The organism is Plectonema cf. radiosum LEGE 06105 (assembly GCF_015207665.1).
GTDB lineage: Bacteria > Cyanobacteriota > Cyanobacteriia > Cyanobacteriales > Nostocaceae > Rivularia > Rivularia radiosa_A.
This window is the reverse complement of the sequence record NZ_JADEWL010000038.1, coordinates 1-26,671: the sequence shown is the minus strand read 5'-3', so window position 1 is coordinate 26,671 and position 26,671 is coordinate 1. Positions and strand designations below refer to the sequence as shown.

Annotated in this window: 27 protein-coding genes; 15 read left to right on the top strand and 12 right to left on the bottom strand. The window is 39.0% G+C overall.

The window, feature by feature from the left end; all coding sequences use genetic code 11:
* Together IQ247_RS13495 and IQ247_RS13490 are read right to left on the bottom strand one after the other, a co-directional pair.
* Complete coding sequence (locus tag IQ247_RS13495; RefSeq protein WP_193920755.1) at positions 1-378, bottom strand: hypothetical protein; 378 nt, start codon at positions 376-378, stop codon at positions 1-3.
* Positions 375-1,349 (bottom strand): ParM/StbA family protein, encoded by a 975-nt coding sequence (locus IQ247_RS13490; RefSeq protein WP_193920753.1) that lies wholly within the window; start codon positions 1,347-1,349, stop codon positions 375-377. Before IQ247_RS13490 ends, IQ247_RS13495 begins: the two co-directional genes overlap by 4 nt.
* Positions 1,350-1,784: 435 nt before the next feature.
* On the opposite strand from IQ247_RS13490, the gene IQ247_RS13485 reads away from it, so the two are divergent.
* The 8 genes from IQ247_RS13485 to IQ247_RS13445 all read left to right on the top strand — a co-directional run bounded on the left by IQ247_RS13485 (position 1,785) and on the right by IQ247_RS13445 (position 4,861).
* Entirely contained in the window at positions 1,785-1,988 is a 204-nt protein-coding gene (locus IQ247_RS13485; protein WP_193920751.1) for a plasmid partition protein ParG, read from the top strand.
* Complete coding sequence (locus IQ247_RS13480; RefSeq protein ID WP_193920749.1) at positions 1,954-2,133, top strand: hypothetical protein; 180 nt, start codon at positions 1,954-1,956, stop codon at positions 2,131-2,133. Before IQ247_RS13485 ends, IQ247_RS13480 begins: the two co-directional genes overlap by 35 nt.
* On the top strand, positions 2,133-2,423 hold the full coding sequence (locus IQ247_RS13475) for a hypothetical protein (RefSeq protein ID WP_228059722.1): 291 nt from the start codon (positions 2,133-2,135) through the stop codon (positions 2,421-2,423). The genes IQ247_RS13480 and IQ247_RS13475 overlap by 1 nt, the downstream gene beginning before the upstream one ends.
* Before the next feature lie 78 nt (positions 2,424-2,501).
* Entirely contained in the window at positions 2,502-2,747 is a 246-nt protein-coding gene (locus IQ247_RS13470) for a hypothetical protein (RefSeq protein WP_193920748.1), read from the top strand.
* 88 nt (positions 2,748-2,835) lie between these two features.
* Positions 2,836-3,462 carry a Uma2 family endonuclease gene (locus IQ247_RS13465; RefSeq protein WP_193920746.1) on the top strand — a complete coding sequence of 209 codons (627 nt, stop codon included), beginning with the start codon at positions 2,836-2,838 and terminating at the stop codon, positions 3,460-3,462.
* Between the two features lie 342 nt (positions 3,463-3,804).
* Positions 3,805-4,065 carry a hypothetical protein gene (locus tag IQ247_RS13455; RefSeq protein WP_228059721.1) on the top strand — a complete coding sequence of 87 codons (261 nt, stop codon included), beginning with the start codon at positions 3,805-3,807 and terminating at the stop codon, positions 4,063-4,065.
* Positions 4,066-4,122: 57 nt separating this feature from the next.
* Positions 4,123-4,296: a DUF6887 family protein gene (locus IQ247_RS13450; RefSeq protein ID WP_193920744.1), complete on the top strand. Its 174-nt coding sequence runs from the start codon at positions 4,123-4,125 to the stop codon at positions 4,294-4,296.
* Between the two features lie 52 nt (positions 4,297-4,348).
* A complete protein-coding gene (locus IQ247_RS13445; RefSeq protein WP_322745501.1) occupies positions 4,349-4,861 on the top strand; it encodes a Uma2 family endonuclease in 513 nt (170 codons plus the stop codon).
* 245 nt (positions 4,862-5,106) lie between these two features.
* On the opposite strand, the gene IQ247_RS13440 is transcribed toward IQ247_RS13445, so the two are convergent.
* Both IQ247_RS13440 and IQ247_RS13435 read right to left on the bottom strand, forming a co-directional pair.
* Entirely contained in the window at positions 5,107-5,571 is a 465-nt protein-coding gene (locus IQ247_RS13440; RefSeq protein WP_193920742.1) for a type II toxin-antitoxin system VapC family toxin, read from the bottom strand.
* An 8-nt stretch (positions 5,572-5,579) separates the two neighbouring features.
* Positions 5,580-6,020, bottom strand: coding sequence for a hypothetical protein (locus IQ247_RS13435; RefSeq protein ID WP_193920740.1), 441 nt, complete (start codon positions 6,018-6,020; stop codon positions 5,580-5,582).
* Positions 6,021-6,522: 502 nt separating this feature from the next.
* Between IQ247_RS13435 and IQ247_RS13430 the strand changes: the two genes are divergently transcribed.
* Both IQ247_RS13430 and IQ247_RS13425 read left to right on the top strand, forming a co-directional pair.
* On the top strand, positions 6,523-7,083 hold the full coding sequence (locus IQ247_RS13430; protein WP_193920738.1) for a tyrosine-type recombinase/integrase: 561 nt from the start codon (positions 6,523-6,525) through the stop codon (positions 7,081-7,083).
* 100 nt (positions 7,084-7,183) lie between these two features.
* The gene (locus IQ247_RS13425; protein ID WP_193920736.1) at positions 7,184-7,606 is read left to right on the top strand and encodes a hypothetical protein; all 423 of its coding nucleotides are present in this window, start codon (positions 7,184-7,186) and stop codon (positions 7,604-7,606) included.
* A gap of 78 nt (positions 7,607-7,684) precedes the next feature.
* Here the strand turns inward: IQ247_RS13425 and IQ247_RS13420 are convergent, their stop codons facing one another.
* Together IQ247_RS13420 and IQ247_RS13415 are read right to left on the bottom strand one after the other, a co-directional pair.
* Positions 7,685-8,197 carry a PIN domain-containing protein gene (locus tag IQ247_RS13420; RefSeq protein ID WP_193920734.1) on the bottom strand — a complete coding sequence of 171 codons (513 nt, stop codon included), beginning with the start codon at positions 8,195-8,197 and terminating at the stop codon, positions 7,685-7,687.
* A complete protein-coding gene (locus tag IQ247_RS13415; RefSeq protein WP_193920732.1) occupies positions 8,184-9,290 on the bottom strand; it encodes an XRE family transcriptional regulator in 1,107 nt (368 codons plus the stop codon). Before IQ247_RS13415 ends, IQ247_RS13420 begins: the two co-directional genes overlap by 14 nt.
* A gap of 65 nt (positions 9,291-9,355) precedes the next feature.
* Between IQ247_RS13415 and IQ247_RS13410 the strand changes: the two genes are divergently transcribed.
* Both IQ247_RS13410 and IQ247_RS13405 read left to right on the top strand, forming a co-directional pair.
* On the top strand, positions 9,356-9,610 hold the full coding sequence (locus tag IQ247_RS13410; RefSeq protein WP_193920798.1) for a hypothetical protein: 255 nt from the start codon (positions 9,356-9,358) through the stop codon (positions 9,608-9,610).
* A 163-nt stretch (positions 9,611-9,773) separates the two neighbouring features.
* Entirely contained in the window at positions 9,774-13,676 is a 3,903-nt protein-coding gene (locus IQ247_RS13405) for a hypothetical protein (RefSeq protein ID WP_193920730.1), read from the top strand.
* A 224-nt stretch (positions 13,677-13,900) separates the two neighbouring features.
* Here IQ247_RS13405 and IQ247_RS13400 read toward each other — a convergent pair whose 3' ends face one another.
* Entirely contained in the window at positions 13,901-16,834 is a 2,934-nt protein-coding gene (locus IQ247_RS13400; protein WP_193920728.1) for an ATP-binding protein, read from the bottom strand.
* A 177-nt stretch (positions 16,835-17,011) separates the two neighbouring features.
* On the opposite strand from IQ247_RS13400, the gene IQ247_RS13395 reads away from it, so the two are divergent.
* Positions 17,012-17,329, top strand: coding sequence for a hypothetical protein (locus tag IQ247_RS13395; RefSeq protein ID WP_193920726.1), 318 nt, complete (start codon positions 17,012-17,014; stop codon positions 17,327-17,329).
* Positions 17,330-17,424: 95 nt separating this feature from the next.
* On the opposite strand, the gene IQ247_RS13390 is transcribed toward IQ247_RS13395, so the two are convergent.
* Both IQ247_RS13390 and IQ247_RS13385 read right to left on the bottom strand, forming a co-directional pair.
* Entirely contained in the window at positions 17,425-20,286 is a 2,862-nt protein-coding gene (locus tag IQ247_RS13390) for a DUF1156 domain-containing protein (protein WP_193920723.1), read from the bottom strand.
* Positions 20,287-20,404: 118 nt separating this feature from the next.
* Positions 20,405-23,833, bottom strand: a complete 3,429-nt coding sequence (locus IQ247_RS13385) for a helicase-related protein (RefSeq protein WP_193920721.1) — start codon at positions 23,831-23,833, stop codon at positions 20,405-20,407.
* 381 nt (positions 23,834-24,214) lie between these two features.
* Here IQ247_RS13385 and IQ247_RS13380 point away from each other — a divergent pair, with 381 nt between their 5' ends.
* Both IQ247_RS13380 and IQ247_RS13375 read left to right on the top strand, forming a co-directional pair.
* The gene (locus IQ247_RS13380; protein ID WP_193920719.1) at positions 24,215-24,817 is read left to right on the top strand and encodes a ParA family protein; all 603 of its coding nucleotides are present in this window, start codon (positions 24,215-24,217) and stop codon (positions 24,815-24,817) included.
* Complete coding sequence (locus tag IQ247_RS13375) at positions 24,814-25,374, top strand: hypothetical protein (RefSeq protein ID WP_193920717.1); 561 nt, start codon at positions 24,814-24,816, stop codon at positions 25,372-25,374. The genes IQ247_RS13380 and IQ247_RS13375 overlap by 4 nt, the downstream gene beginning before the upstream one ends.
* 61 nt (positions 25,375-25,435) lie before the next feature.
* On the opposite strand, the gene IQ247_RS13370 is transcribed toward IQ247_RS13375, so the two are convergent.
* The 3 genes from IQ247_RS13370 to IQ247_RS13360 all read right to left on the bottom strand — a co-directional run.
* On the bottom strand, positions 25,436-25,873 hold the full coding sequence (locus tag IQ247_RS13370; RefSeq protein WP_228059720.1) for a hypothetical protein: 438 nt from the start codon (positions 25,871-25,873) through the stop codon (positions 25,436-25,438).
* The gene (locus IQ247_RS13365; RefSeq protein ID WP_193920715.1) at positions 25,845-26,309 is read right to left on the bottom strand and encodes a Panacea domain-containing protein; all 465 of its coding nucleotides are present in this window, start codon (positions 26,307-26,309) and stop codon (positions 25,845-25,847) included. The genes IQ247_RS13370 and IQ247_RS13365 overlap by 29 nt, the downstream gene beginning before the upstream one ends.
* A gap of 53 nt (positions 26,310-26,362) precedes the next feature.
* Positions 26,363-26,671: tyrosine-type recombinase/integrase (locus tag IQ247_RS13360; RefSeq protein ID WP_193920713.1), on the bottom strand; the 309-nt coding region annotated here is incomplete at its 5' end.

Below are 26,671 nucleotides of genomic sequence, written 5' to 3'. Positions count from 1 at the left end.
TTAATCGTCAAAATCCATCAACATTTGTTTTGCAGATAGGGAGCGTTGTGGGTCAACCTGTACCCTTCTGTCCGACTGTGGTTTAACTTGTTCCTCTGCACCCATACTTGGTTGCGCCACAACCTTATCTGGATGTAGTTGGTCTGGTTTTATCAGTGGCTTATCTATAACCTTGTTTAGTTGTAGTGCAACCCCATCTGGATGTGATGTAACCGGAGATTGCCGAAGATAACCGTTAGTGGCTTCTATAAACTCCCGTTCATATCGCATTAACAGGAGTTTAAAAAGTTCGGTGTAAGTCTCAATCGGTGTTTGATTCAGAATTCTGTTGCAAGCCTCTTGAGTCGCACCCTTCAAAGTGATTCGGGGGCTACTCATGCTGCAACTACCTCCACATCGCCACCGCAGAGATGAATCAAAGCATTAATGTTTGCTTCTTGAGGTGATGGGAATACTAATTGCCCGTCTTTACCTTCCAGTTGAGGGCGTAGTAATTCAACACTGCCACCCATCCAAACAATGTTGTTAACATCATCCAAATAGGCATCAGCAGCAGACATGACAGTTACGCGGATTGCCTTAAACCAAGCCTTAACACAGTCATCAAAAACAGGCTCAAAACTGCGGTCTGGACGATTTCCGATGTAACGTTTCCCGTTCGCAATCGCGTCCATAATATCGGCAGTTTTCATTGTCTTTTGTGCCTTTACATAGTCGGTGTCAAGAATTCCTTTAGCTAGAGCAATACCTCCGCGATTATCAAAAGAATCGCGCCAAAGTATATCCAATTCCCCATCCTCAAACGTTGCGATTACCGCATTAACCGTTCCACCGCCAATATCAATTAACAATGTTCCCTCAGTTTGAGGAACAATACCTCTTATGTATGCATAATGTAAAGCTGTGTCAGATTCGCGGTGAAATTCAATATCCGTAAAAGATGCAATTCGCGTGCGTTTATTAACACTGTACTCATGAGTACCCAAAATAGCTGTTCTAATCCAAGTCTCTGCCGACTTGGAAAATGCGGGGACAAGCATTGAAACCGAACCCTCAAAACCGTCAGGTGTATTTGCAAGCAACATTGGTAAAAATATTTCCGCTTGATTTTTACCCGCTTCCGCCGCACTCAAACAGTTTGGCTGTCTCCCAGCTTGGCGACCTAGTTTAAAGAACTTGCCTTTAACTTCCACCAAGGGGCTATCGTCCGCTGTTAAACCATCGCGGACATCACCTTTGTGGGTAACGTCTACAATCAAAGAACGCATTTTATTAATGCTTGCGGGTTTATTCCCCACAACAGCAGTTAAAACGCTAAAGTTACCGATATCAGCGCAAAGTGTATCCATAATTTCTCCTTCATGACTAGTAACAGCCGTTTCGGGCTGATGCTAATCAGCAGGAAGATTGGCTCTGCCCTTTCCGTTCTACTTTCACGCTTGTTCCTGAAAAGGGGCGCTGTCGCCTTGCCTTTTTGTTATTCACTGCGTCAACGAGCCGCTTCAAGTCATAAGGCTGGCTTAAATTGTTAGATTGCTTAAACATTGATTATACTTGGCTTTCAGATTTATTGAGAGGGGTGGGAAGACGACAAAAGCGGCGTTGCGCTTCCGTCCTCATCCATCCAAAGAGCGTTCCTCTGTGTCCGTTACATTTCTAATATAGCTCTATAGCTCCATAATATTTATAGCTCCATGACCATAATTACTTATAGCTCCATAGCTCCACCATAAGTAACACGTATACATTATGTATATTAGAGCTATAAAGCTATATATTAAGTAATGCCTAGAGCTAAAGATGTTGTTTATGTACGCGCTCGCGTACCAAAGAATATTCACCTGCGCTTTAAGATTGAAGCGCTCAAAGCAGGGAAGGATATGGACAAAATTATCAATGAACTGATTGAAAAGTGGCTTGCAGAAGTTGCCCCCGACTTTGACCCGGAGGAAGATGAACGAGAACAACCCGCCAAACAAAAAAGATAAGAAACCAGAAGATGATTCTATTCGTGATTGGCGTGACCCATCTAAGCCACGCGACCCAGAAGATGACTTGATTGTTGACGGATGGCGAAGGCGAGCGGATGGAACTTTTGAGAAAATAGAGAATAAAGAAGAGGACGAAAAATAATGTATTGCGTATGTGATTCAGTAATTGATTTTGATGCCCATACGGCATACAAAGCGGAAGATATTGAAAATTTAATATCTCAAGTACAACAACTCCTTGCAGAAAATAAAACCGCAAAACCAGTAGTAGTTTTAAAAAATGCACATTATTTGACTACTAAAGCTTTTGCAGTTCTTAACAATTACATTCGCAATTCACACTCGACCGTGAGCTTAGTTATCGTTTCTAGTGATAGGGCTAAAATCTTCCCTCCATTGCTTGAATTTATAGAATCGGCGGATGTTGCTTAATTGGTGTGGCGGCATCTCGCGAGTACGTCAATTGCCTCTCACTTCCTTCATATTTACCTATTATTTGTATTTTTTCGGATGACCCAAATGCTTAGTGTAGAAGCGAAACCAATAAAAGCGATTGCCCCATTTTTCGTTGCGATTGGGGAGCGAAATTGGGACAAGTTTTGTAAATTAGAAAAAGAATTTGTTGCCCAATATGGTATAGAAGCGTGGCAATACGAGTTTAACTTTCGCATCAAGCCAGCTTTAGATAAAGATTCTGACCGTTGGCTACTGATTCAATGGTGCGGGGGTGAAGTTGTTGAGATGGAAGCGGTTTAAAACCGATGCCGGAAGCACGAACCAATGCGCTCTCCGGAAGTGGGGTGTTTCTAATGCAGCAGCCCGAACAAGAACGTAGGAGAAAAATATGGTTAGTTTCAAAGAGTTAATAGAAGACAGCAAGGAAACTTTCGGCGATAGCTCATCCATACGGTTGACTATCAGTGACGTTTCTTGGGACAGTTATGAATTGATACTCGCCAAACTAGAAGACAATTCACATTACCGAGTTACTTATTTAGATGAAGTATTAGAAATCGTGTCACCTTCCAAAAAACATGAAAATGTTAAATCTCGAATCGGGTTCCTTTTAGAATTTTATTTTTGTAAGAAAAAAATAAACCACTTTTCAATGGGTAGCACGACTGTTAGAAATCGGTTGAAGCAAGCTGGGGTAGAACCGGACGAATGCTACTGTTTTGATGATGATGAAAAAGAAATCCCGGATTTAGCTATAGAAGTAACTATTACCAGCGGTAGCATCAAAAAATTAGAAACTTATAGCAGGTTGGGAGTAACAGAAGTTTGGTTTTGGAAGAAAAATAAATTTAGCCTTTATTACCTGCGCGATTTAAAACAATTCGCACTTAACTTTGGTTATGAAGAAATCCAATCTTCTGAGCTTATACCAGAGTTGAATATTGCATTTTTATCTGAATGTGTAACTATTCCAAACCAAGTAGATGCTTGGGAACAATTTGAGCAGGGGATTTGACTAATATCATAATCATAATTGATATCAATTGTACAAAAAGGAGTTATAAAAATTAAACATTCTCCTCCAGACAACGAAAAATGGAATCTACAACTAGAAGACAAGTATTACTTAAAGCAATTCACGAGCGGCTAGAAGAAGCTTATGATGACACCTTAGAAGATGTCATATAACTTTTAGATATCCGCAAAAAAGAAGATTTAGAAGACATTAAAGCCGTACAAGAAGGTCGGGAAGATATCAAAAGAAATGGCTCTATTTCTTGGGAACAAGTAAAACAAGAATTAGCTAGTGAATGAATATCAAATAGAATGCACTCTCCTATTGAATTAAATTAAAAACATGACTGCTAATCAACCAAACTTGTCTGAACTAGCAACTCAAATACCAACAAGTAAAGTTGTTTCATTCTTAACCGCAATTGACAATGAAGATTATTCGGAATTTAAAAAGCTTGAGCTAGAATTTTGTTCTATTTACAGCGTAGAAACATGGGAAGACGTATTCAATTTCCGGGTAATGCCAGCATTAAGCAAGACTTCTAAAAGATGGCTACTAGTTCAAAAATGTAGTAAAGGATATACGGTTAAAAAAGTGGTTTGAGCCACAATGAAAAGCAATGACTCAAGCAAAAATAGCCAACAGAGAAACGATTATAAGATGAGCGATTATAAAGAATTAAATGAAGCGGAATTGCGAGAATATGTAAAATCCCATCCCCAGGACGAAGAAGCTTTTCAATACTATCTCGCAATAGTTAGAAAAAAACCTGGTGTTGTAGTTGGGAAAGATGATAATGAGCGATTGATAGAAGAATTAAGAAAAAGAATTTAACCAATTAACAAATGCCATAACACAGTTTATTTATTCTTCCTTCATAGAAGATATGACTCAAACAACAAACAATACTGTAACATTCTCTGAATTCGCCAACTGGGTACCTGAGAACAAACAATATGAATTACATGATGGGATAATTGTTGAAGTAGCGCGACCAATTGGTAAACATCAAAATATTGTAGGATTTTTAGCTAGAAAAATAATTGTGGAGTTTGACCGTTTAAATTTACCTTACCTTATTCCGTCAAAAGTATTAGTTAAACCAGAAGATAAAGACTCGGCTTACTACCCCGACGTGCTGGTATTGGATAATCGTAATTTAAAAAATGAACCCTTGTTTGACCAAGTATCTACAGTTTCGAGCAGCGAATCAATACCATTAGTGGTAGAAGTTGTAAGCACTAATTGGCATGACGATTATGCTTTGAAACTTGACGATTACGAAACTATAGGCATACCAGAATATTTAATTGTTGATTTTTTGGGTAAGGGAGGTAGGCAATTTATTGGTAATCCAAAACGCCCAACAAAAAGCCGTTTGTCAATTAGAAAATGGTGAGTATAAAAGTACTTTATATAGAGATGATGAAGTAATTAAATTAAAAACATTCCCAGAATTAAAACTGACCGCCAACCAAATTTTTCAATACTCTACTATAAATTGAAAACCAAAAATATAAATCAATATCATCTTACTGCTCCAAGCAGTTCCTTTAACCCCATTGCGATTGCCCCAGCCGCTACGCACATTGGGGTATTTTTTCGCCTAGTTTTAGCCCGATACAATAAAAACCTGATTCAGTTTTAATTAAAAGATTTAAGAGTTTCTTCCCAGTCTAAAACATCGATTCCTTTTTCTTTAAATAGTGATATATGTTTTATATTTGTAGTAGCAATAGTGATTTTATCAAAATTATTTAATTGAATAATAGCTTGGGATACTAAAATTACATCACCGTCTAAACTATCGTTGCTTGCTGTTGGCTTTCCTTTATTTCTTGTCCAAGCCCATAACTCAGCAGCTTTTTGCATTACTGCTGAATTAAGTGGAATTAGCCCAACTTCTTGATTGAATTTATTAAGCCGGTCAATACTTTTCTGTTTTCCAGTCCTCAATAGTTCGCGACGAAGTTCATAATCAGTTATTTCTGCTACTTTGATAACCGTTTCTTTATCTAGGGATTTTAACCATTTTTGAACACCTGGCTTTATTCTAGGATGTGTTAATTGACTTAATGGGTGAGCATCTGGAACTATAACTTGATTCATGTAAATAATTAAAAAGATGCTCGATTTTTCTTTAATGCATTTTCAATTTCTGGGTATACCTCTTCATCGTAACCCGATTCATCGGTCATCCATTCATCTACAAGATTAATTGCATTTTCTAAAGAATTATCTTTAACTTCCGATTCATTTTTAACTTCGTCATATTCTTGATGTTTCTTTATTTTGGTTAAAGTTGTCGATAAAGACGTTACTGGTTGCACCGAGGTAAATTCTGACTCTAACCCTATATAGGTATTTATGTAATATGTTTCAGTGAATTGACCTTGTAAGTTACTTGGGTATTGTTGACTATTGATAGTAGTCCGATAAGGAGAAAACGTTTTCTTTTGAATCAATTCATCAACTTTTTGTTTAACAAGAAGTAATTCCCGTAAAGAAAGAGATTCTAAATGTTGAATAAAAGAATTCAGTATCGAGGTTTTAGCCATATTTACTAAAATATTTTAGTTTTATCTATATACTATCTGAAACTAACAGCTTTGTGGTAGGAGCAAATGCTCCATTGTGCAGATGGTAGAAGAATTAAGATGGCATAGCGGCTACCACTTAACCGATGCTACCGCACACGGTAACAGCAGCACCCGGCAGCTAATCAAAAGAAGGGTTTATTTATATGAAATTAATAACCGAAAACAATATGCATCTTGGACGGTAGACAATGTATAGACGAGCGTATAGATGTAACTGCTCTCCTGCGTTAATAGCCCTGTATGTCAACAGTGTGAGAAGTGTTGCTAACTTGACCTTATAAACAACGGTTATCAAAAATCCCTGAAAGACCGATAGAGTCGTCCTGACTACAAATAAGTAAATTAAATACGGGGAAGGTGGTAAGATATTATTGCACGTTTCCACAAGGCTTTGAGGCAGTTTGTACACGATACTCATCTAACGTGTAATTATCTTCTTTAATAAAAAAATATCGGGGTTATGAAGGTAAACGGCAATGGGCAAGGGAAGATTTTAACTGCCGAAGAAATGCAAAGATTGTTTACGCACGGGTTTACAAAATCGCGGGATAAAGCTTTGTTTGCCATTTGTTTGTTTTCTGGCTGTCGCATTTCTGAAGCCCTGGCGTTAAAAACTACTGATATCAAAAATTTAACTATTACTTTCCGCAAGTCTACCACTAAAGGTAAGTTAAAAACCCGTGTAGTAGACATTCAGCCTGCTTTAGCTGCTATTTTGGAAGATTATACTCCCCGCAAAACTCCTCATAAGGCTTTGTTTCCGGGTAAGCATGGTGTCAGCGAGCATTTGAGCCGTTTTATGGCTGATAAGATTTTACGTTCTGCTTGCAAGCGTATTGGTGTTGATGGTGCTTCTACCCATAGTTTCCGCAGAACTGCTTTAACTCAAATGTGTAATGCTGGTGTTCCTTTACGTCACATACAGGATATTAGCGGGCATAATGATTTGGGGGTTTTACAAAAATATCTGGAAGTTAGTCCTGAAGACCGGAAGAAGGCTATTTCTGTGATTGGGTTTTAAATAAATACGGGGTGAGCGTTACGATAATAATGAGGGGTGTTGCTCACCTTCTCGCTCTGCGTTACTAACAAGAGTACGGCAGATTATTTAAAGGAGAAATATGGGAGAAGCTAAACGTAGAAAACAGCTAGACCCAAATTGGGGTAAGCCAAAATCCACAGGACTATCAATTGAAATAGTCACACAAGAAGAAGAGAAACTGGAAATATTTTCTACTGTTATTGGTGAAGATAAAACTAAATTACAAGAATGTAAATTAATGGTTGGATATTGCATCAATTTTGACTCCGAAACCAAAATTCCAATTGTTATAGTTCCTTTTATAAACGGGGAAAAACTTGATAAATTAAACTCTCATGTTTTATCTAAGGAAACTCTACTTACTAAGAAATACTCCCATGACGATATTTGTCTTTTAGCTACTAAGTCAGCAATTAAAAGATTCAGCATAAAAGAAATTCATGAAATGGCTATGTTTAATTCTTTTGGTAACAAGCCAATTTTGATGACCGAAACAATATAGATATTCAATACTTATAAAGAGTAACTGTTACGGCGGAGAGGTAAGTGCTAGATTATTTACTCAACAATGCCAATTACTTCAAAATTTTTGTAAACTTGTTTTCCAATCTGTCAAAACTTTGGGGGAAATATGTTTACCCCGCTCCTCGATTAACTTATCAGCCATTGCTTCCACCTCTATCACTGTTTTGTGTTTAGTTTCTACCATCTCACCGAATAATCGCAGTGTTCTGGTATAGGCAATGTTGTATGTTTTACAAGTTTCAACAACTAGCCCGTCATCACTGGCGCAAATAAGCAACTGATGACGGGCAATGGCAATTGTAGAACGGTCTGCGGCACTCAAGAGAGGTTTTTTTGCGCCAAATTCTAGAAAACTGGCGAACATTTCTTCTGTTGAGAGATTGAGCGCTGTTAGGTAAGTTTTTGCGGCTTCACGGGTGGGAAGTTCCAGTTGATCTGAGTCCAGAACTTCCTGGGCAATGTACAACGGCTTATAGTGCTGTTCTAACCACTCCCACTCGTTTAGCCAGCAAAAATCAATGAGTGCTGTTGCGTCAAGAATTGTTCCTTTTCCTTTAAACGACTTCATAAACCTTATTTTCTTGACGACGTACCCGCAGTTTTTCAACAGTTAAGTTGAGAAGTTCTGCTGCTTTCATTTCTGAAATCTTGCCCAAATTTAAGGACTGCCAAATTAAAAATTCATAACGTTCATTTTCTGGATAATCCTCCGTAGCTAGTGCTGGTGGTAATTCCATTGAATTTTGCAAAGATGCACCATCATGTTGCTTTTTATAGATTGCACAGATTTTTGCTTTTTCTTTAGCAAAATCGATAATTTCCATTTCATTTAAACGGTGCAAAATGACTAAGTAACTCACCCGAAAATGCCGTTTTAGTTTGACAATATCCTTGGTAAGGGCGTACATCCGCTCAAATTCAGCTTGAGGAACAAGTAGATGACCTGCAAAGTAATTAGCAACCTGCTCTCGTGCTTTTTCTTCATATGAAGTTCCTTCCTCAACTAAAGTGTCTTGGTACTCTACTCGGTGAAAAATTAGGTGTCCAATCTCATGGGCAAGGGTAAATAATTGACGTTCGATGGTGATGTTATGGGTATTTACCAAAACAAAAGCACCGCTCACTTCACTACAGGCACTGAGACCAAAGAAACCTTTAATGGGAACGGAGGAGCGTAAAACTTTTAAGCCGATTTCTTCTACAGATTGAAACAGGTTAGCAATAGGAGCATCTCCCAATCCCAAACGGTGACGAAACTGAGCAGCAATTGCTTGAATGCGTTTTTCATTACCTGAGACGCAGTGACAAGGTGTGCTTTCTGGGGTATAGGTCGGATAACCTACCGCTTCTTCTAGAGCCTTATAAGTTTGCAGCATTCGTAGCACTTGAGCCGCAAACTGGTGGGTATTTTTGGCGAATGTTACATGAGCGCGGAACCGGAAGTTGGGTAATCCTTCACCTTGTGAGCGTAACAAATCATCGAGTGTAATGCCCAAAACACTTGCCAGAGCAGAGAGGATTTTGCTGTCTGGTAAAGTTTTGGCGTTCTCGTAGTTATTGATACTCTGGCGAGTTACCCCGGCTTGTTCTGCAAGTTGTTCTTGAGACAAGCCCAGACTTTTACGGTAGCGGATCAGGTTCGCAGCAATGATCTCTTTCATGGCTGATTATTGAGTGCGTTAGCGTAGCGGCTCCGAAGGAGCATCGCTAAAGGTATAAAAAAAATATGTCAAAGCTGTTGACAGCATTTTTCTTAATTATAATAGAAAATGTCAAAGCATTTTTACATATATCTGAAGGAGGTGATAAAGATATGGCAAAGAATACAGGCAAGGGCTATCGCCGTGGTGCTGTGGACAACCGCAGCCAAGCTTACAATCCTGCTACCGAACAATGGGTGAAGCGTAATGCTGAAACCGGACAGTTTATGGACGTGAAGCAAAGCGGAGAACCTTTTAAAGGTGTTCGTAAGGAGGACTAATAACGCGCATTGCGTCCAGTGTGAAGACTGAACGCAACTCAGTATAGGTCTTAGGTTTCGTTTATTGAAGGGGTGGTTTACATTCATAGCCCACTCCTTCAGTTTTCTTCATTATCTTAGTCGTAATTAATTAATTTTATTTTTATAACTTAAAAAATTAACTATGGTTCCATTAAAGTGGGTTGATGCAACTGATTTAATTACATGGGCAAATAGGCTAGATGCTCGCGCACGAATTCCCCAGTTATTACGCTTACTAATTCATGCTACAGTCCAGCAACCCCAACGTGTTGGTTTTCCATCTGGTGAGAGTATTCAAGTAGGGGGATGGGATGGCATTGTAGACGCACCATTAGGCAATAGTTTTGTTCCTAATGGCTATTCAGTATGGGAACTTGGAGTTAACAAAGATATAAAGGGGAAGGCAGATGGTGATTATAAGAAGCGTGCTACTAATTCTTTAGGATTGGTTTGTGCTGAAACCACCTTTATTTTCGTTACTCCCCGACGGTGGGGTAATAAGGATAAGTGGGAGAGGGAAAAGAAAAGAGAGAGAATATGGGCTGATGTACGGGCTTATGATGCTGATGACTTAGAGCAGTGGTTAGAACAGGCTCCTGCTGTTCATGCTTGGTTAGCTGGGTTAATGGGTAAGTGGTCGGAAGAAGCTCAGGATATCGGCAGCTTTTGGGATGAGTGGCAAAATTCTACTTCCCCAGTAATGAGTACACAGTTATACCTTGCGGGTAGAGAGAAAGAAGTTGAAGAAGTACACAATTGGTTGCAAGCAGAACCATCAAAGCTTACTATCCAAGCAGATACCTGTGAAGAAGTAATTGCATTTTTTGCGGCGGTTATTCATCAAATGCCACAGGAACAAAGTGTAGAATATTTATCTCGGTGTATTATTGTTCAGAATGAGTCCTCATGGCGGTATTTTGCTAGCACCCAAGAATCACTAATCTTAATACCAGCATTTGAGCAACCAAAATTTTTACCAACAAAGCATCATATTTTTATCCCCATTGGTAGAGAAATTAGACCTGGCTTAGATGGATTAGTGCTTTCTCGTCCTGATAAAACAGAATTTAGGCAGGCTTTGATAAGTATGGGGATATCAGAAGAACGAGCTTATAACTTAATTAAAAATTCTAAACGAAATCTCAACGTTTTACGGCGGCTAATTGCAGTTGCACCAGAATTACATACTCCCGATTGGGCAAAACCAGAAAATGTGCGATCGCTAATTCCAGTTTTACTGGTTGGAGCATGGGATGATACACAAGAAGGTGACAGAGAAGCGATCGCCAAACTAGCTCGCAAATCTTATAAAGAAGTTGAAGCAGATATATCACGCTGGGTAAATAGTTCTGACCCTCCTGTTCGACGACTAGGAAGTGTTTGGCAGTTAATTTCCCGCGAAGATTCATGGCATCTTTTATCACACTTTCTTGTTCGTGACGACCTGGAAGAATTTAAAAACGTTACCCTCTCGGTTTTAGGAACCCTTGACCCACGATATGAGTTACCTTTAGAACAACGATATGCAGCCAGCATATATGGTAAGGAGTTGCCGAACTCAGGTTTTCTTAGAGAAGGACTGGTAGAAACTTTGGCGATTTTAGCAACACGGGAGCTACCTCCGGAAACTCAAGATATAATATCCGCGCAGCAAAGGGTCACTGGAATTATACATCAGTTGTTAAGTTCCCATGTTGGCTGGCAGATTTGGGCATCACTAGCATATTTTTTACCTACTCTCGCAGAAGCCTCACCAGAAGCATTTTTGGAAGCTGTTGACGAAGGGCTGTCAGGAGATAATCCCATCTTAGTGGAATTATTTTTACAAGAGGAATCTTTTGGTGCTGCTGCTCCTCACACGGGCTTGCTTTGGGCTTTGGAGGTGCTTGTTTGGGAACCGCAATATCTTTCACAAGTTACGCTGATTCTTGGAAAACTTTCTAGACTAGACCCAGGCGGAAAAATTGTCAATCGTCCATTTCGTAGCTTGTGTGAAATTTTTCTATGCTGGAATCCTCAAACACCAGCTAATTTGGCTCAACGCTTGCGAGTTATTGATACACTTATTACTCGTGAACCAGATATTGCATGGCAAGTTATATATAACTTGCTTCCAGAAATTAGCGGCGGTATTTCACACCCAATTTATAAACCTCGTTGGCGAGATTGGAATGCAGACTCTACACCAAAAGTTACTGGGGCTGAATACTGGAAAAATATAGATGCTATTATGCAGCGAGTTCTTTCTAATATGGGGACTGATAGTAAAAGATTGTGTGATGTAATTAAGAAAATAGAATCTCTTCCACCTCAATTACAAGATAAAAGTATTAATCATTTACTTGCATTAGATACCACCAATATCCCACAAAAAGACTTAGCAATAATCTGTGATACCCTGAGAGAAATAATTCACAAACACAAAAAATATTCTGATACTAAGTGGGCATTACCTACGGATTACCTTGACAAATTTTACTTGCTATACCAAAAGTTTGAACCCAAAAATATAATATATCGTTATTCCTGGTTATTCTCCTTCAATCCTAACTTCTTATATTGTATTCATAAAGAGCGTATTTATGGCGATTGGAAAGCAAGAGATAGAAAAATTAAGCAGGCTCAAACAGCAGCAGCGAGGAAAGTTTACTTTCAAGCTGATATAAATGTTCTTTTAGAAATGGCAGAGATTGTTAAAGAGCCTAGTTTGTTAGGTGTAGCAATTGCTAATATAGAAACGATTACAGAAGAAGTTGAAATAAGCTTACTTCAAGAAACTCTCGGAAATGAGAAAAATCCACTTAATGTTTTCGCAATAGGATTTATACGTCGCCGTCTTGAAAATTGTGGATGGGATTGGGCAGAAAATATCCTTTCTTACGCACAAAATAACCATTGGTCTGCACAACAAGTAATCAATTTTTTCTATGCATTGCCGTTTGACAAACGCACTTGGGATTTGTTAGTTCCCTTCGGTGAGGAATTAGAAAATTTATATTGGCAGACTATTTCCGCAGGTTGGGTAAAAAAAGATGACTGTGAAAAAGCAAGTGTTAAGTTGTTAGATTTTAATCGCCCCTATGCAGCACTAAACCTAGTCGGTTTATATTATGATGATAAAACTCAATTCTTACCGTCAAACTTATTGGTAGCTATCCTTGAAAAAGTCGTCTCAGTTGACCCTTACACAGAAAAACCAGTACCTGATATCAATCTTAGTAATCATTACATTGAAGAGATTTTTGATGTTCTAGAAAAAGCAGACAACATTGAAGATAACAAACTTGCTGTTTTGGAGTGGATGTATTTACCGTTACTGGTTAATTCCAAACGACAACCTAAACTTCTTTACCAAGAACTTTCCAGAAACCCTCTATTTTTTGTATATATTTTGAACTTTGTGTATAAGCCAGAAGATGATAGAGATGAAGCAATGGAAATTGATCAAGCTACTTTAACTCGTGCGAATTTAGGATATGAATTGCTTGAATCATGGCATCAAGTACCTGGTCTTAAAGAAGATGGGACTGTTGATTTGGAGCAATTAAGAAATTGGGTATTACAGGTAAGGGCAGCCAGCCAGGAAAGCGGTAGGAGTAAAATAGCAGATATAAAAATTGGTCATGTTTTAGCATATGCACCGAAATCACGAGAAAGAGTCCCTCTTTGGCAAATATATCTTTTCTGTATGGCTATAGAATCAAAGTTATACAGTTTAATGAGGTATTTGTCTTACAAAGTGAGATGGTCCCAATCATCAGACGATATATGGCCGGATATCGCAGTCCGAGAAATTATTGAAGAAGTTGCGAGTAAAAAGATGGAACGGGGGATAGCAACTGGTGTTTTTAACAAGCGCGGAGTTTGGACAAAATTAATAGGTGAAGGTGGAACTCAAGAAAGACAATTAGCCAATACCTATCAATTTGATGCAATTTTACTAGGAGATGCTTATCCCAGAACTGCCGCAATGTTACGCAGCATTGCTGAAGGTTATACCTCTGATGCTCATAGAGAAGATATTTGGGCAGAGTTAGAAGATTAAGTGTAGATAAACGTATTCAATTAATCAATGTTTTTATCAAATTTATGTACTTCTATTTTACTCAGATTGAGGTAAAACTAGCGAGCGTGTCATGAGTCGCCACGCCTGAAAGTATTACTGTAAATGAAACCATAATATTGCCTTTTTGGCAAGCTTATGCTTCTACCCACACAAAGCTTTCATCCGTGGTATAGTGACTCGTAGCAGCTTCGCTTTACGCCCATTTATTCCAAACGTGTAGATGCTTGAATATCCATTTCATCAAGTGGTTCTTCAATAGCATTACGTATCCAAGTTGGATCAAATTTATCTTGTGTGTGCGCTTGTACTTCTATTTTGATAGTCATTCTCTCTGCTTTATCTGATAATGTCTGTAACATCTGAAATAGTTCAAAGATTTTTGATTTATCGGTAACGGAAGTCAATTTGTAGTAATGTGCAGGTTGTTTACCGTTAATAATATCAGTTAAAATTGTGCGTTCGATACTACTTGTTTCTGATTTATATTCAACGGTCTTTTTCTCTTCTGGGACTGTCTCAACTGTTTTTGATGTGGTGCTATCAAAGCCACCCGAACTATCATCTTCACCGTCAGTATTATTAGTATTATCTTCCTCTTCATTTGAAGTTGTTTCTACTTCATTTTCAGATGCGAGGGAACGCAATTTATTCACTAAATTTGGAGATAAAAGATAACCAGCAAGGTCTAATTCATCGGCAGGAATTACTTTCTCATAGCTGATTAAACTGGGATTTTCTACTATGGGTGTGCTGCTACTTATTGTCATCGATGGTACATAACCAATCATACCTTGTTCGATTGCTTTGAGAATCGCTTTTTTAATTCCATCTACACCTAACATTTTGGGAAAATTAGGAAAGCGGAAGAAGTAACTGACTAATTCTTCCGCTGTGATATATTCATTTTCTGGATTTTCTAAACCAGATAAGCGCATTAATTTAGCAGGAGTAATTGAATCAAAAACGTGATTTTTGAGCGCATCTAGTACTCTTTCTTGTAAATTTTGACTGGTATTTAACTGTGATTGTAAATCTATATTCTCTAACCGTATTGGGTTGGAACTTGTATCTGGTAATGGCAACAAGATATAATCATAAAGACGGCGAATTGCTGCACCAATTTCGCTGGTGGAATCTTTAATTTTACCAGTTAGTTCTTCTAAGTCTTCTGAGGAAAATTTATACTTGTTTTTTTGGTCAATCAGCGAAGTTATAGCCAATGCGGTTCTAGCACCTTTGCGTGCTTTATCCATTTGAACTTTATTAGGAACTACAAAAGCTATTGCATTTTTATATTCCCGTTTATCGTTACCGCGATTTTCTAACCAATCTAAAGTATCAGCTAAGATTAATTCCTGGCTTTTTTCTGCCCAACTGGGGTCAAGATAAGCGATACTAAATTGCGATATTTTATCTGTAATTGCCGTTGCATCTTTAGCCCACAATACAACTTTACCTCTATTATTTACCTCTCCGTTTCTGGATGATATTCCTAAAGTCTTACTTAATTCATCGCGGATTTTTTGTAATACTTCATCACCACCAACTTTGCTTTCTTCATCAGCAATTAACTTGTTAAGATTGGGTTTGGTTTCAAACCGATAACGGCGACCGACATAATGCAGGTAAAGTAATTGTTCTCGCAGGTCACTTAAAGCTGCTGTGATGGTGGTACGGTCTAATCCTGGTGCTAAACAAGCTGCTGTAATATCTTGTTCCAAAACACCCCTATCTTCCCCGCTTCTTGCTCCAAAGGAATACATTAAAATTGCTGAAGCTAACCGAGTTCCTACTTTTAAATGCGCCAGTGCTGGTGCATCATTAGCGATGCGATTATCTACTATTTTTGCTTTACCTTTCCGACCAGTTAAGTCTGCGCCTAATACTGCATTATAAGCATCTCTTTCCCCTACTTGAGTGAAAAAAGAACTCCTTGTAACGTCGTTTTCAAAGGGGATATTAGCGGGAGTAATTAACCAAGAATTATCTTGTCCTTGCCATAATGCGTAAGTTATGGATGCTAGAAATTGCAAAGCACCGCGAGTACGTTGATAGCTAGGAAGACTACCCCAACGATGATACATTAAATCGATTAAGTCGGGATGAAACGGATAACTTGATAAAATTCTTTCTGCTAATAAATCGGCTTCTTGTTGTACTTGCTGTTTTTCTCGGTTAGTTTCTGCATAACTTTCGCGGAACTTGCGGAATAATTCTGCTTGTTGTTTGGCAATTTCTTGGATAATAGTTGTGTCGCCAATATTGCTAAATAAACGCCGTTGCACAACCCGCATGACTTCATCACCGGAAACAGGTTCTTTTTTAGCGTCAATGCGACTAACTAATTTATCTAAAGCGCTTAATAAGCCTTCATTCCCAAAAGATTCTCCCACACTTGCTTGTAGGGAATATACTAAAACTGTTTTGTCAGATTCGCGGACAACTTCTGTTAATTTTTGGATAAAAGTAAGAACTTGACGACCAAAGGTAGAGTCTCCCACCTGTTTCGCCATCGCGTTTTCAATATAAATTAGTAGTTCATCTATAAGTATTAAATTGGCTTGGTCGCCTAATATTTTCCTTAATATATCGTTACCAGGGGCAATGTATTGTTGGTCTGCGGTTTGCACTAAAGAATAGGCTTCATGTCCACCAATTTGCCATGCTAAATATCCCCAAGGTGTAAATATTCTTAAGTCCGGTTCTACTTGAATACCTGTATTTACATCAATATCTAAACCAATAAAATAAGCAACCCGCACGTTACCGGGGTCGGGTAAAGTATCTAATTGAGGAATATCTTGTAATGAAGCGCGGTTTTTGGTGATGTGGTAGAGACCAATCAGGGAATGAGTTTTACCACCACCGAAGGGTGTGCGGAGTTGTAATACCCTATCCCCTGCATCTCCCTGTAATCCTTTTAGTACGTCTGAGAGTAGTTTTTTTAATGCTGTGGTCAAGTACGTAGCAGCGTAGAAATCACGCGCATCCCTGTACACAATTGGACATTTGGGGTCTTGACGAATCACTGCACCCAAACTGGCTGCGTAAGTAGCGTTATCTAAATTACCACTGATAATATCAGCGTGGGGAGTGACTATCTGTGTCCAAGGTTTTATTTGATAAGCGCTACTCATAGGATTTTATGTTTTAACGTGGGATTGTTTCTATTATTACTTTCCATCCCTAGCTTATGTGTAGTCTTTGGTCACAATGAATTAAAAACTACTTGCATAAAAAGATATACTTAGTACATAAGTTCTATAATAATACGGTAATGTCATTGATTAATTTCTTGCAGGAGGAATTATTGTATGAGTAAAATTGACTTAAAAATTAAGATTGGTAATGTTAATCTTAGGTCACTTGAGACAGAAGATGATATTCATAAGGAAGCAAAAAGATTGTTGCCACAAGCACTTGTAGAAATAGGTGAAGCTACGGCTGAAACTACTTGGGTTGAACTACAAAAACAAATGAAGAAATCGGGTATGAAACCCAATAGTTCTTCAAGTGATAAACGCAAGTTTATCCAAGAAGCCGGAAGAAACTACCAGCGAAGTGCCACTAGTACCCATAAAAGAGAAATAGAAAACCATATAGTAGAGCAAATTCGTAAACTTAAAAAATAAACTAACTTGCATTGAATTTATGTAGTTTATTACCCTTATTCAATGTATAGAGGTATCATATACGATGCCTCTATCAAATTAGAACTTTAGATAAATCACTTACTTTGAGTAAATAAATTATCTTCTATTACTCGTTTCCAAGAAGCTAACAAGGTATCAATTTGTTGTTGTTCTTTGGTGCGGTTATTATTAACAATTTCTGCACCCGCTTCTGGTGTTAATGCACGTCCAGCTAAAGCTTGAGCAACGAGACGTAATTGGGTAGCATCTGGTTGGGATAATGTTAAAAAATTGCTAATTTCTTGGGGTTTATTTTCTTGCAGCCACAGCAAGCGATGGAGAATATCTATTAATGTTGGTGCTGTACCAAGGGCTTGGGGTTTGACATTAAATTGTTGTTGTTTTTCTGTTTTTTGAATGCCCAAATCTTCATCCGCACCGCGTTCTGTATAGTCTCGTAATTGTACTTGGTTTTTAGTTTTCTTTACCAGTCCCAGTTTGCCATCCGTTAACCCTCCAGCGCTGTCAAGTTCTACACCAACACCACGGGCTAAGGTGTTAGCTTCGTCAAATTCTACAATAGCTTCCCCGTATTCGTAGCGTCCCAAAATGTAATATTGGGTGGGTTTATCGACGGCAGAAACACCTTTTTTATCGCACAGTAACACGTCGGTTAAAACTGCTTCTAAAACTTCTTTTTGTACTTCGTCAAGGAAGGAATTAGCGTCTAATTCGTCACCGTTGGGAAGTTCTACGCGGTCGTATTGAGTGTAGGCGCGTAAGCCAGCACCGATGCAAGCGATGACTAAATCAGCACCAGTAACGCCTTCTGCCATCAGGGTTTTTACGCGGTCGCGAACGATTTCTGCAAGTTCTGGGCGCACGTCCATTGCGTAGTCACCGATTTTGGCATCTGTGCGTTTGCGGGAAATTAGGAAAATACTGGAAGCTAGTGCGGCTGAATTTTGACCGCGTAACCGTGCCCCCATTTCAGTATCAAGGGGCCATGCTTCGGTTATGGTAAATTTTGCCCGTCTGAGAGAATCAATTAACGTTGACCAACCTGATGTAGTTTTATGGGCATAAACTACAACCATCATGCCGTTTGTTTTTAGTACTCTGTTAGCTTCACAGAATGCTTTATGCATCATTTCTTCATAGGCTTGTGCGGCTTTTTTCTTATCTCTCCCATGTCGGGAAGGTTCCATGATGGCTTCGTTTTTCTTGGGAGTTAATTGACTAGAAAAATGTTCCGGATAAAGATGTCCAATTGAGCGTTTTAACCATACATAAAAGAAATCTGATAAGTCAGCGTAGGGGACAGAATCAAAATATGGTGGGTCTGTAATTACCGCGTCTAATGTATTTTCTTCTATTGGTAAAGATGTTGCAGAACAACGAATAACTGATGCTGACTTATTAAAAAAATACAGTGGCAATGTAGCAGACATTGCTGTTATTCCAGCTTTATAATTTGCTCCCAAAGGATTAAAAGCTGCGGATTCAGCAAAATCCCAAACCATAGGTAGTGCTTGGCGAGAAAACGTATTTTTGCTTCCTCTTCCTCCTGTATAATTCCAAGTACAAAGACTTGAACTGTAATCTGTTGTACGACTAGCAGTAATAGCTACACAAGTCCCTATAGCCTTCGCTAACTCCTCCTCACACCCTTGCTGCAACATCTCCTGATGCGCTAACCGTACCCACTTAACAAACGTCATCAGCGACAGCAATTGACGGGATGTGAATAACTTACCAAAATTATCTAAACCATAAAGATGAGTAAAAAATGCTCTTGTATCAGCAGAAAAAATCGGTTCATTGGGAATTGTTAAACCTGTTTCTGCACAAAGGTTTTCTAATCTATTTTTTAAATCAGCTTCGTCAGGAATATAAGAATTGTAAGATTTACCAGATAAATAAGTTTTACCTTTTTCACCAGGAGTAGTGCAAACAATCGCCATTAATTGCTGACCAATATTACTAGCCTTACCCTGTTCTTTGACATAAGCTTTATTAACAGTAGTTCCACAATGCCTACAAGTAGAATTACCGCGAGAACTACCAGAAGATGGGTCAAAACCTAGTGCTTTTTCTGTTTCTGCTTCTACTACTTCAAACTCAACTTGTTTTGTCTCTTGGTTGGGAATAACCTTCAACGCTACATATTTTTTAGGTTTTTTACACAACCAAGTTTGGCGCACCAAAGGAACCGCAGCACCACAACCAGGGTTAGGACATTTCACCGTGCGCGTCCATAAATAAGCTACTGGTGTAAGTCCAATTTTTGATTTTTGATTTTTGGATTGATTTTGAGAAAATAAATCTAATTGTACGTCGCTTTGTTCTGCTTTATCCTCAGCCCCATTTCTTGATTCCGCATTCTCTATATTTGGATATAAATCACCAATTTCTTCCCTTACCTTTTCGATTACCCAATTACCCCATTTCTCTACCTCATCTGCTAATTTTTTACCGTACTTTTGTGGATAAACTAAAGTACAAAGCTCAATAATATGAGCCACAGGATTAAGCTCAACAGCGTAGGTTTCACAACCCAAACGTAACGCTTCTAAAGGAATTGCCCCACCACCAGAAAACATATCTAAAACCTTCGGTGGTGGTACTTGATTTAATGGTGTATTCGCTGGTAAATTTAACCTTTCTCGTTGTGCTTCTAATATCTGTCTTTTGGCTTTATTAATAGTAACTTCTCCCGCTTCCCACTTGCACAAATCAATCATCGCCTTACTTAAAGCTGTGCGTTTTTGAGAAGATTCTGGTGCTGCTACTAAAGAAGCAAAAACCGCCGCCCTTGCTGCTACTAAAGGTCTTCTTGCCCACCATAAATGTAGTGTAGAAATATGTCCTTTTCTAATAGATTTCTCGCGGGCAGATTCAGCAGATATTTCACGAATGGGAATAAAATCTTCAATTAGGCGACGGTCGTTGGTCATTTGATTTTAGATTGTTTAAACATAAAACATCATGCAAGCATAACAAAATAAAGTAAAGCAATTGTTGTAGACCGGGATTACTTTGTGCTATGTAATCTAAGCTGCGCGATCGCAATAACTAAATTACAGCATTACGCTGCAACGCTTCAGCCTCTACAATATACCGCGTCACCTGCTTGATTTCCTTCGCATCCCCCGCCAATACCTTAGCGGGATTTTGTATCATCAACAACTGCGGATTATCAGTATTACATCCCCAAACCACATATAGCCAGTAAGAATCTCTAAGCTGCTGTGCTTTTCGCCACTCATTGATTGTCAGGGAAACTTGCTGGTTGCACTGCGCCCGTCCTTTCACCTCAATTCGCCGCACGGGTGCTACTCCCGTTACTTCATCTACTTGTCCAAGACTACGGATGTCAAAACCACTACCATCCCGTTTGTTGCTCACATCTTCCGGTTCCCAACCGCGCTGGCGTTCGTAGTCCATCACATACTGCATAGCAAAAGCTTCCACCTCTGGGTCATTTTGCATCCCCGGATAGTTTGATGCTTCTACAGGTGCGTGATGTACTAGTGCAGTTCCTAAATATGCTACACGCCCAGGACGAATTATTTTAAGATATTCCAACTCACTTTGTTTATTTTTGTATCGTTCTTGCAAATACCGTACCTTGTTCTGGGCATTGTCCCTGACTACGCGGTAGGTTTCGTCACCTCCAGCAACCTTGGCTGCTAACTTCATCTGGGTGCGTTGGGCTTCCCCAATAGCAGACTCCATCGCCTTTTGTAAATAATCTTGGCGAATTTGTAATTCTCTTTGGCGTTGCTTCCTTTCCATATCCATTAAAGGACGTTGCACCTTCACTTTCAACCAGTTTTCAACTTTTTGTTGTTCCTGGGGGGTAGGGGGATAAATTGCCAAGTCAGGATATGATTGGGCAGGGGCTAAATCATGGAGACAATCCGGCGAAATTAATGCCAGTTCCCCCGTAGATTTTTCTGCAACTGCACATAACCGCGCTTTAAGAACTGTATCCTTTCCTTGTCGCCCCACACCAGCCACTCGGACTTCAAAAAAGTGAATTCGGTAGGGTTGTTTGGCATCAGCGTCGATAAATACAGCGGATTTTTGTGCTATTTTATCCCACAATTGGATATCCAAACGTTCAATAATTGCTGCAAATAATGGATGTCCGGGTGATAATAAATCCGCATCTTGGTGAACTGGTGCTGCTAAATGCTCTTTATAAAATGTCAGTTTTAAATATTCTTTATCTGGTGTTCCTAACCTGCGTACTGCTTCTAAATTATTCGAGCGAAATTCCTCTTTGACATAACTTACCCGCCACAAACCATCCGCACGGTTATCTAAATTTACTCGCATAAATTCACAGGCGCGTTTAAAGAATTCTTCTACATAACGGGGCATTAAACGCTGTTCTTCTGACACATAATCTTGACTTTGAGTGCGGCGAATCTGCGTTAAATCCACATGAGAAGTTGCTAAAGCCACACCAGTTGCTTCTTCTAAGGCATCTAACCGTTTAGGGTCAAGATGTTCTATTTGTTCTAAAACTTCGTCTTCATTGGCTTTAGTATAAGTTGCTTCTCTTACTAATTCCTCAAATCTAATATCGTTTAATTGTAATAATTGACCAATGACATCAAAAACCCTATCCCCCATTGCAGCGCGAATTTCTTCTAACTTGGTTAATAACTTATCTAATACTCGACCTTCTACTGTATTCACCGCCACAAAATTAAAAATATAAACCTTATTTTCTTGCCCAATCCGGTGAATTCTGCCCATACGTTGTTCTAAACGGTTGGGGTTCCAAGGAAGGTCATAATTAATCATTAACCGACAGAATTGCAAATTAATCCCTTCACCTGCTGCTTCTGTTGCCAAACAAATTTGTTTATGTAATTGAAAATCCTTCTGAGCATTTTTTCTAGCTAAAACATTCATTCCCCCATGAATTTCGCAGGTACTATAACCCCATTCTTTTAAACTTTTCTTGAGATATTCTAAAGTATCTCTATGCTCAGTAAAAATTAATAACTTACCTCGACCATCTTGTAATTCGTCAAATTCAGCCTTTGACAAACATTCTTTAAATCGATTTAACTTAGTCTCCGTGCCAATATCAATTACTTGTTGAGTCAGTTTAACTAATCTATTTAATTCTCGTAATTCTTCTCGCAATTGGTCTACTTGCTCTGCAACTGTGGATTCAATTGCTAATTCTTCTAACTGTTCTTCTTCGCAATCATCGCTTTCTACCTCTGGGTCAACGAATTTACCCAAATTAATTAAATGTTGTTTTTGTTCTTTAGGTGATAGTTTATCTAACTCCTCAACAAGTTGCGTAAATCGCTGTTTACGTCTTTCTAAAGAATTAAAAATTGCTTTCAAACTACTAGCTAAACGTCGTTGTAAAACCGTCCTAGCTAATGCCACTGCTGCTTGCTTTCGTCCTTTAGTTTGACCTAAATAAGTATTAATATAGTTAGTAATTTGCTCGTACAAATGATGCTCGGCAGCAGAGAGAGTAAATGGAACAGTTCTAGCAATTCTCTCTTTAAATAATTTCCGCCCCTGAAAATCTCTTAATTCCTCTTTAATTCGTCGCAGAAACCAAGGACTATCATCTAATTTTAGTAACTGCGGATTAATTTCATCAGAAATAAATTGTTCTGGGTCAAGTAACCGTAAAAAATTATGGAACTGATTGACATCACCTTGGTGTGGTGTAGCCGTTAATAATAAAATTCTCTCTGTAATTTTTGATAATTCTTCTGCTATTTTATAACGTCCAGTCCGGCGTAAATCATCCCCTTGGGTACGTGCCGAACACTTATGCGCTTCATCAATAATTACCAAATCCCAATCTACTTGTAAAATACCTGGGGCAATATCTTCGCGTTTAGCAAAATCAATCGAAGCAATACACTGACGAAACCTTTCCCAAGGATTACCAGCTAACTGATTTTTCGCCAGATTTGAGTTAACAACTTCAAAAGTTTCCGAAAACTTACTTCGTAATTCATCCTGCCATTGTATCGTTAGCGGTGCTGGTGCAAGAATTAACACTCGGTCAATAGCATTTCGTAACTTTAATTCCTTTAACAATAACCCCGCCATAATTGTTTTACCCGCACCGGGGTCATCAGCAAGTAAAAACCGCAGCCGCACTTGGGGTAAAATTCTCTCGTAGACCGCTTCTATCTGGTGGGGTAAAGGACGTACACCACTGAGACTTACAGCAAAATGCGGGTCATAAGCAAACGCCGTTTTTATCCGTGCTGACTCAACAAACAAGAAAAATCCATTACCGTCAACAGTCGCAACTGATGTTTGCTGTTGTGCAGCAAGAATTTCTGACAGTTCAGAATTACTCAAAATTGCTTCGCGCAACTCCCCTTCTTTGGTGCGAACCGTCAGTAGTAATGTATCATCAACAACATCAAACTGCTCAACAGTTACAGCACCAGTAAACTGCCCTGGAATTTGAATCCGTTTCCCAATCAGTTGCTCTACCATCGGCTATATTACGTATTTGCTTGCGTTTTCGATTTTACCTGTTATCTCCTGTGTTGTTAGGCTTTACCAAATGTAAGTCACATTTTCCACAAATTAATACTGATAAACTTTCACATAGTACATGGTTACTATGAAGAAATCAATAGCAAATTTGAGAAACATATTAGTAGTTTTATTTTTTTCTATTAAGCTATAACTCAATCTGAACAAAGATTTGAGAGTTTAACTAAATTTCTTAGCGTACAAAATTCCCGTTTTGGACGCGACGACCTCTTATAAACTTAAATACCTGGGTACCCAAACATTCATACATCCAGATTATATGTGTATCCAGATACCAGCGTGCGTTATGATACTTCTATTTCTAATGAGGGGGAGGCTATGCCAATCATCTCTCTGAGTTCTTTCAAGGGCGGAGTGTCCAAAACTACTTCGGCTATCTGCCTTGCAACGTTATTTAGTGAGGACGGTGCAACTTTAGTTATTGACGCTGACCAAAATCGGTCTGCAACCACTTGGGCTAGACCTGGTAATTTACCGTTTCAGGTATGCGGAGAAAAGGAAGCTGCAAAATTAATGCGTAAGCAGAGGTTTGAATTCATAATTTTTGATACCCCTGCTAGACCCACGGGAGCAGAAGTGGAAGAACTGGCTAGGGGATGCGATTTACTTATTATTCCCACACCTCCTGATTTGTTAGGCATAGATGCTATGGCGCTGATGGCTAAATCATTGCCACCGGAAACTAATTGGCGAGTGTTGTTAACAATGATTCCACCACCGCCACAAAAAGACGGACAAGAAGCAATGGAAGCGCTCTATTGTCAGGGGTATCCAGTTTTTAGCCGGGGTATTCGGTTTTATAAGGCATACAAGGATGCAGTAACATCAGGAGTTCCTGTATATAAGGTAAGAGGAGGTAAAGTAGCATGGCAGGACTGGGCGGAAATAAAAAGCGAAGTAATTCAAGCACTTCCCGAGTGAGCAGATTTAGTGAAGCCCTGGGGGCAGCACAAGAAAGTAGTCAAAAATCTGGGTACCCAAAAACCCAACCATCTGAACAGCAAAAAACCCAATCATCCAAAAAGTCAGCTACTCAAGAATCTAAAACTGCACAAAGCAATGAGGAATCTGGATACCCAACAACCCAACCATCCGAACAGCAAGAAACCCAATCATCCAAAAAGTCAACTACTCAAGAATCTAAAACTGGACAAGAAAGTAGTGAGACATCTGGGTACCCAAAAACTCAACCATCTGAACAGCAAGAAACCCAACAACCCACAACTACCAAAAAAACACCAGATAAATTAGCTAAACGAGAAAATCCCGACTATACCCAAACAACTTTCCGCATTCCCAAAAAACTGAGCAGGCAGATTAACCGAACGCTGATGGATTTGGCAGATGAAGGAATAGAAATGGATAGAAGTGATTTGCTAGAAGCGCTGACATTCTGTTTTATCCGACTAGTAAATGAAGTTGGAGCAGTAGAAGCGTTAGAACAATTCAAAAACCTGGGTACCCAGGTGGATGAGTAGCCATGACGCATTTTCTGCAATGCTGCTAAAAAACTAAACAATTAACCTGCCTTTTTCAATTCTATTTCTTCCCAGAGTACAATCTGTGATTGGGGTCAAGCCAAACAATGTAAAAGACTTCCTCAATAAAAAATCCATGCACCCTACCATATTTGTTAGAAGATATAGAAAATTGATAAGGCGTATCTACTAAATCATCTTCATTTGGAATGCCAAAACACGATTCGGTAGTATCCGACCAATCAATCGGGTGACAGCGTAACGCTTTGCTACGATTACTCAAAAGTTCTTGGAAGCTATAGTTACTAACATCTCTCAATCTTTCAAGAAATACTACTAAGTACTCTGGCTGGTTGTTGGTAACTGAGAACTTATCGTGATTGCTCTGGAAGTACTTGTAAGAAAAGCAGATGCCCTTCCGCTTTGGGATTGAAGTAGGTTTTATTCCTTCACGAGACTGGATATTGCGCTTAGGCTGCGGAATCTTCTTCTTCGACACGGGGCTTAAAATACTCCCTCATTGACTCCTTACTAATAATCTCATTACAAGAAGCATCGGTCGGCAAATCACCCCTAGCTTCAATCCAAGGAGCTTCAGAGTGTGTCATTTGCTCCAGTTCGTAAGCATCAAGACCAAAGTACACATCTGTAACTTCGTCAAGAAATTGTTTAATTTCTTCAGTGAAGAAAGGCTCCTCCACTTCTTTCAAGATGGGCTTCCATTTGAATCCACAATATTCCTTGTATAGTTCTGGAATAACCGGACCATGTATCCAAGCTTCAAAATCTTCATCAAACAAAGGCTTATCATGAATCGCCAAATACCAAGCCTGAGCGTAGTAAACCAACTTTTGCAGCTTGAGATTACTAATAAAAGAGCCAGTATAGTTTGCTAACCAAATAAAGTAATCAGCTATATCTTGAACCTTAACCATACATTTCACCTCCTTTACAATACAATTGTACCAAAAACATCTTGCACGCTTATTTACTCTTCAAAACTCCAATCAATATTTCTAAATCGATTGGCATTGTACTTGGTGTATCTTTCAGTGTGCATGATATTCCTGTGACCCAAGAAATCTTGTACAGCCCTGGTGGATTCACCTTTGTTAATTAAAAAATAACCACAGGCATGGCGTAGCTGATGGGGATGTACCTTAACTGTTAGTTTTGCGTTTTTCCCCAATCTAGTAATCAATCTTTGTACGGAAGCAGAAGTCAAGCGTTGACCCCTTTCCCCAATAAACACATACACATCATCATGCTCCAAAGCCCGTAATTTTTCTAAAGCTTC

Coding starts and splice junctions, on each gene's coding strand:
- IQ247_RS13495 (WP_193920755.1), bottom strand. CDS start 378: ATGAGTAGCCCCCGAATCACTTTGAAGGGTGCGACTCAAGAGGCTTGC.
- IQ247_RS13490 (WP_193920753.1), bottom strand. CDS start 1,349: ATGGATACACTTTGCGCTGATATCGGTAACTTTAGCGTTTTAACTGCT.
- IQ247_RS13485 (WP_193920751.1), top strand. CDS start 1,785: ATGCCTAGAGCTAAAGATGTTGTTTATGTACGCGCTCGCGTACCAAAG.
- IQ247_RS13480 (WP_193920749.1), top strand. CDS start 1,954: ATGAACGAGAACAACCCGCCAAACAAAAAAGATAAGAAACCAGAAGAT.
- IQ247_RS13475 (WP_228059722.1), top strand. CDS start 2,133: ATGTATTGCGTATGTGATTCAGTAATTGATTTTGATGCCCATACGGCA.
- IQ247_RS13470 (WP_193920748.1), top strand. CDS start 2,502: ATGACCCAAATGCTTAGTGTAGAAGCGAAACCAATAAAAGCGATTGCC.
- IQ247_RS13465 (WP_193920746.1), top strand. CDS start 2,836: ATGGTTAGTTTCAAAGAGTTAATAGAAGACAGCAAGGAAACTTTCGGC.
- IQ247_RS13455 (WP_228059721.1), top strand. CDS start 3,805: ATGACTGCTAATCAACCAAACTTGTCTGAACTAGCAACTCAAATACCA.
- IQ247_RS13450 (WP_193920744.1), top strand. CDS start 4,123: ATGAGCGATTATAAAGAATTAAATGAAGCGGAATTGCGAGAATATGTA.
- IQ247_RS13445 (WP_322745501.1), top strand. CDS start 4,349: ATGACTCAAACAACAAACAATACTGTAACATTCTCTGAATTCGCCAAC.
- IQ247_RS13440 (WP_193920742.1), bottom strand. CDS start 5,571: ATGAATCAAGTTATAGTTCCAGATGCTCACCCATTAAGTCAATTAACA.
- IQ247_RS13435 (WP_193920740.1), bottom strand. CDS start 6,020: ATGGCTAAAACCTCGATACTGAATTCTTTTATTCAACATTTAGAATCT.
- IQ247_RS13430 (WP_193920738.1), top strand. CDS start 6,523: ATGAAGGTAAACGGCAATGGGCAAGGGAAGATTTTAACTGCCGAAGAA.
- IQ247_RS13425 (WP_193920736.1), top strand. CDS start 7,184: ATGGGAGAAGCTAAACGTAGAAAACAGCTAGACCCAAATTGGGGTAAG.
- IQ247_RS13420 (WP_193920734.1), bottom strand. CDS start 8,197: ATGAAGTCGTTTAAAGGAAAAGGAACAATTCTTGACGCAACAGCACTC.
- IQ247_RS13415 (WP_193920732.1), bottom strand. CDS start 9,290: ATGAAAGAGATCATTGCTGCGAACCTGATCCGCTACCGTAAAAGTCTG.
- IQ247_RS13410 (WP_193920798.1), top strand. CDS start 9,356: ATGTCAAAGCTGTTGACAGCATTTTTCTTAATTATAATAGAAAATGTC.
- IQ247_RS13405 (WP_193920730.1), top strand. CDS start 9,774: ATGGTTCCATTAAAGTGGGTTGATGCAACTGATTTAATTACATGGGCA.
- IQ247_RS13400 (WP_193920728.1), bottom strand. CDS start 16,834: ATGAGTAGCGCTTATCAAATAAAACCTTGGACACAGATAGTCACTCCC.
- IQ247_RS13395 (WP_193920726.1), top strand. CDS start 17,012: ATGAGTAAAATTGACTTAAAAATTAAGATTGGTAATGTTAATCTTAGG.
- IQ247_RS13390 (WP_193920723.1), bottom strand. CDS start 20,286: ATGACCAACGACCGTCGCCTAATTGAAGATTTTATTCCCATTCGTGAA.
- IQ247_RS13385 (WP_193920721.1), bottom strand. CDS start 23,833: ATGGTAGAGCAACTGATTGGGAAACGGATTCAAATTCCAGGGCAGTTT.
- IQ247_RS13380 (WP_193920719.1), top strand. CDS start 24,215: ATGCCAATCATCTCTCTGAGTTCTTTCAAGGGCGGAGTGTCCAAAACT.
- IQ247_RS13365 (WP_193920715.1), bottom strand. CDS start 26,309: ATGGTTAAGGTTCAAGATATAGCTGATTACTTTATTTGGTTAGCAAAC.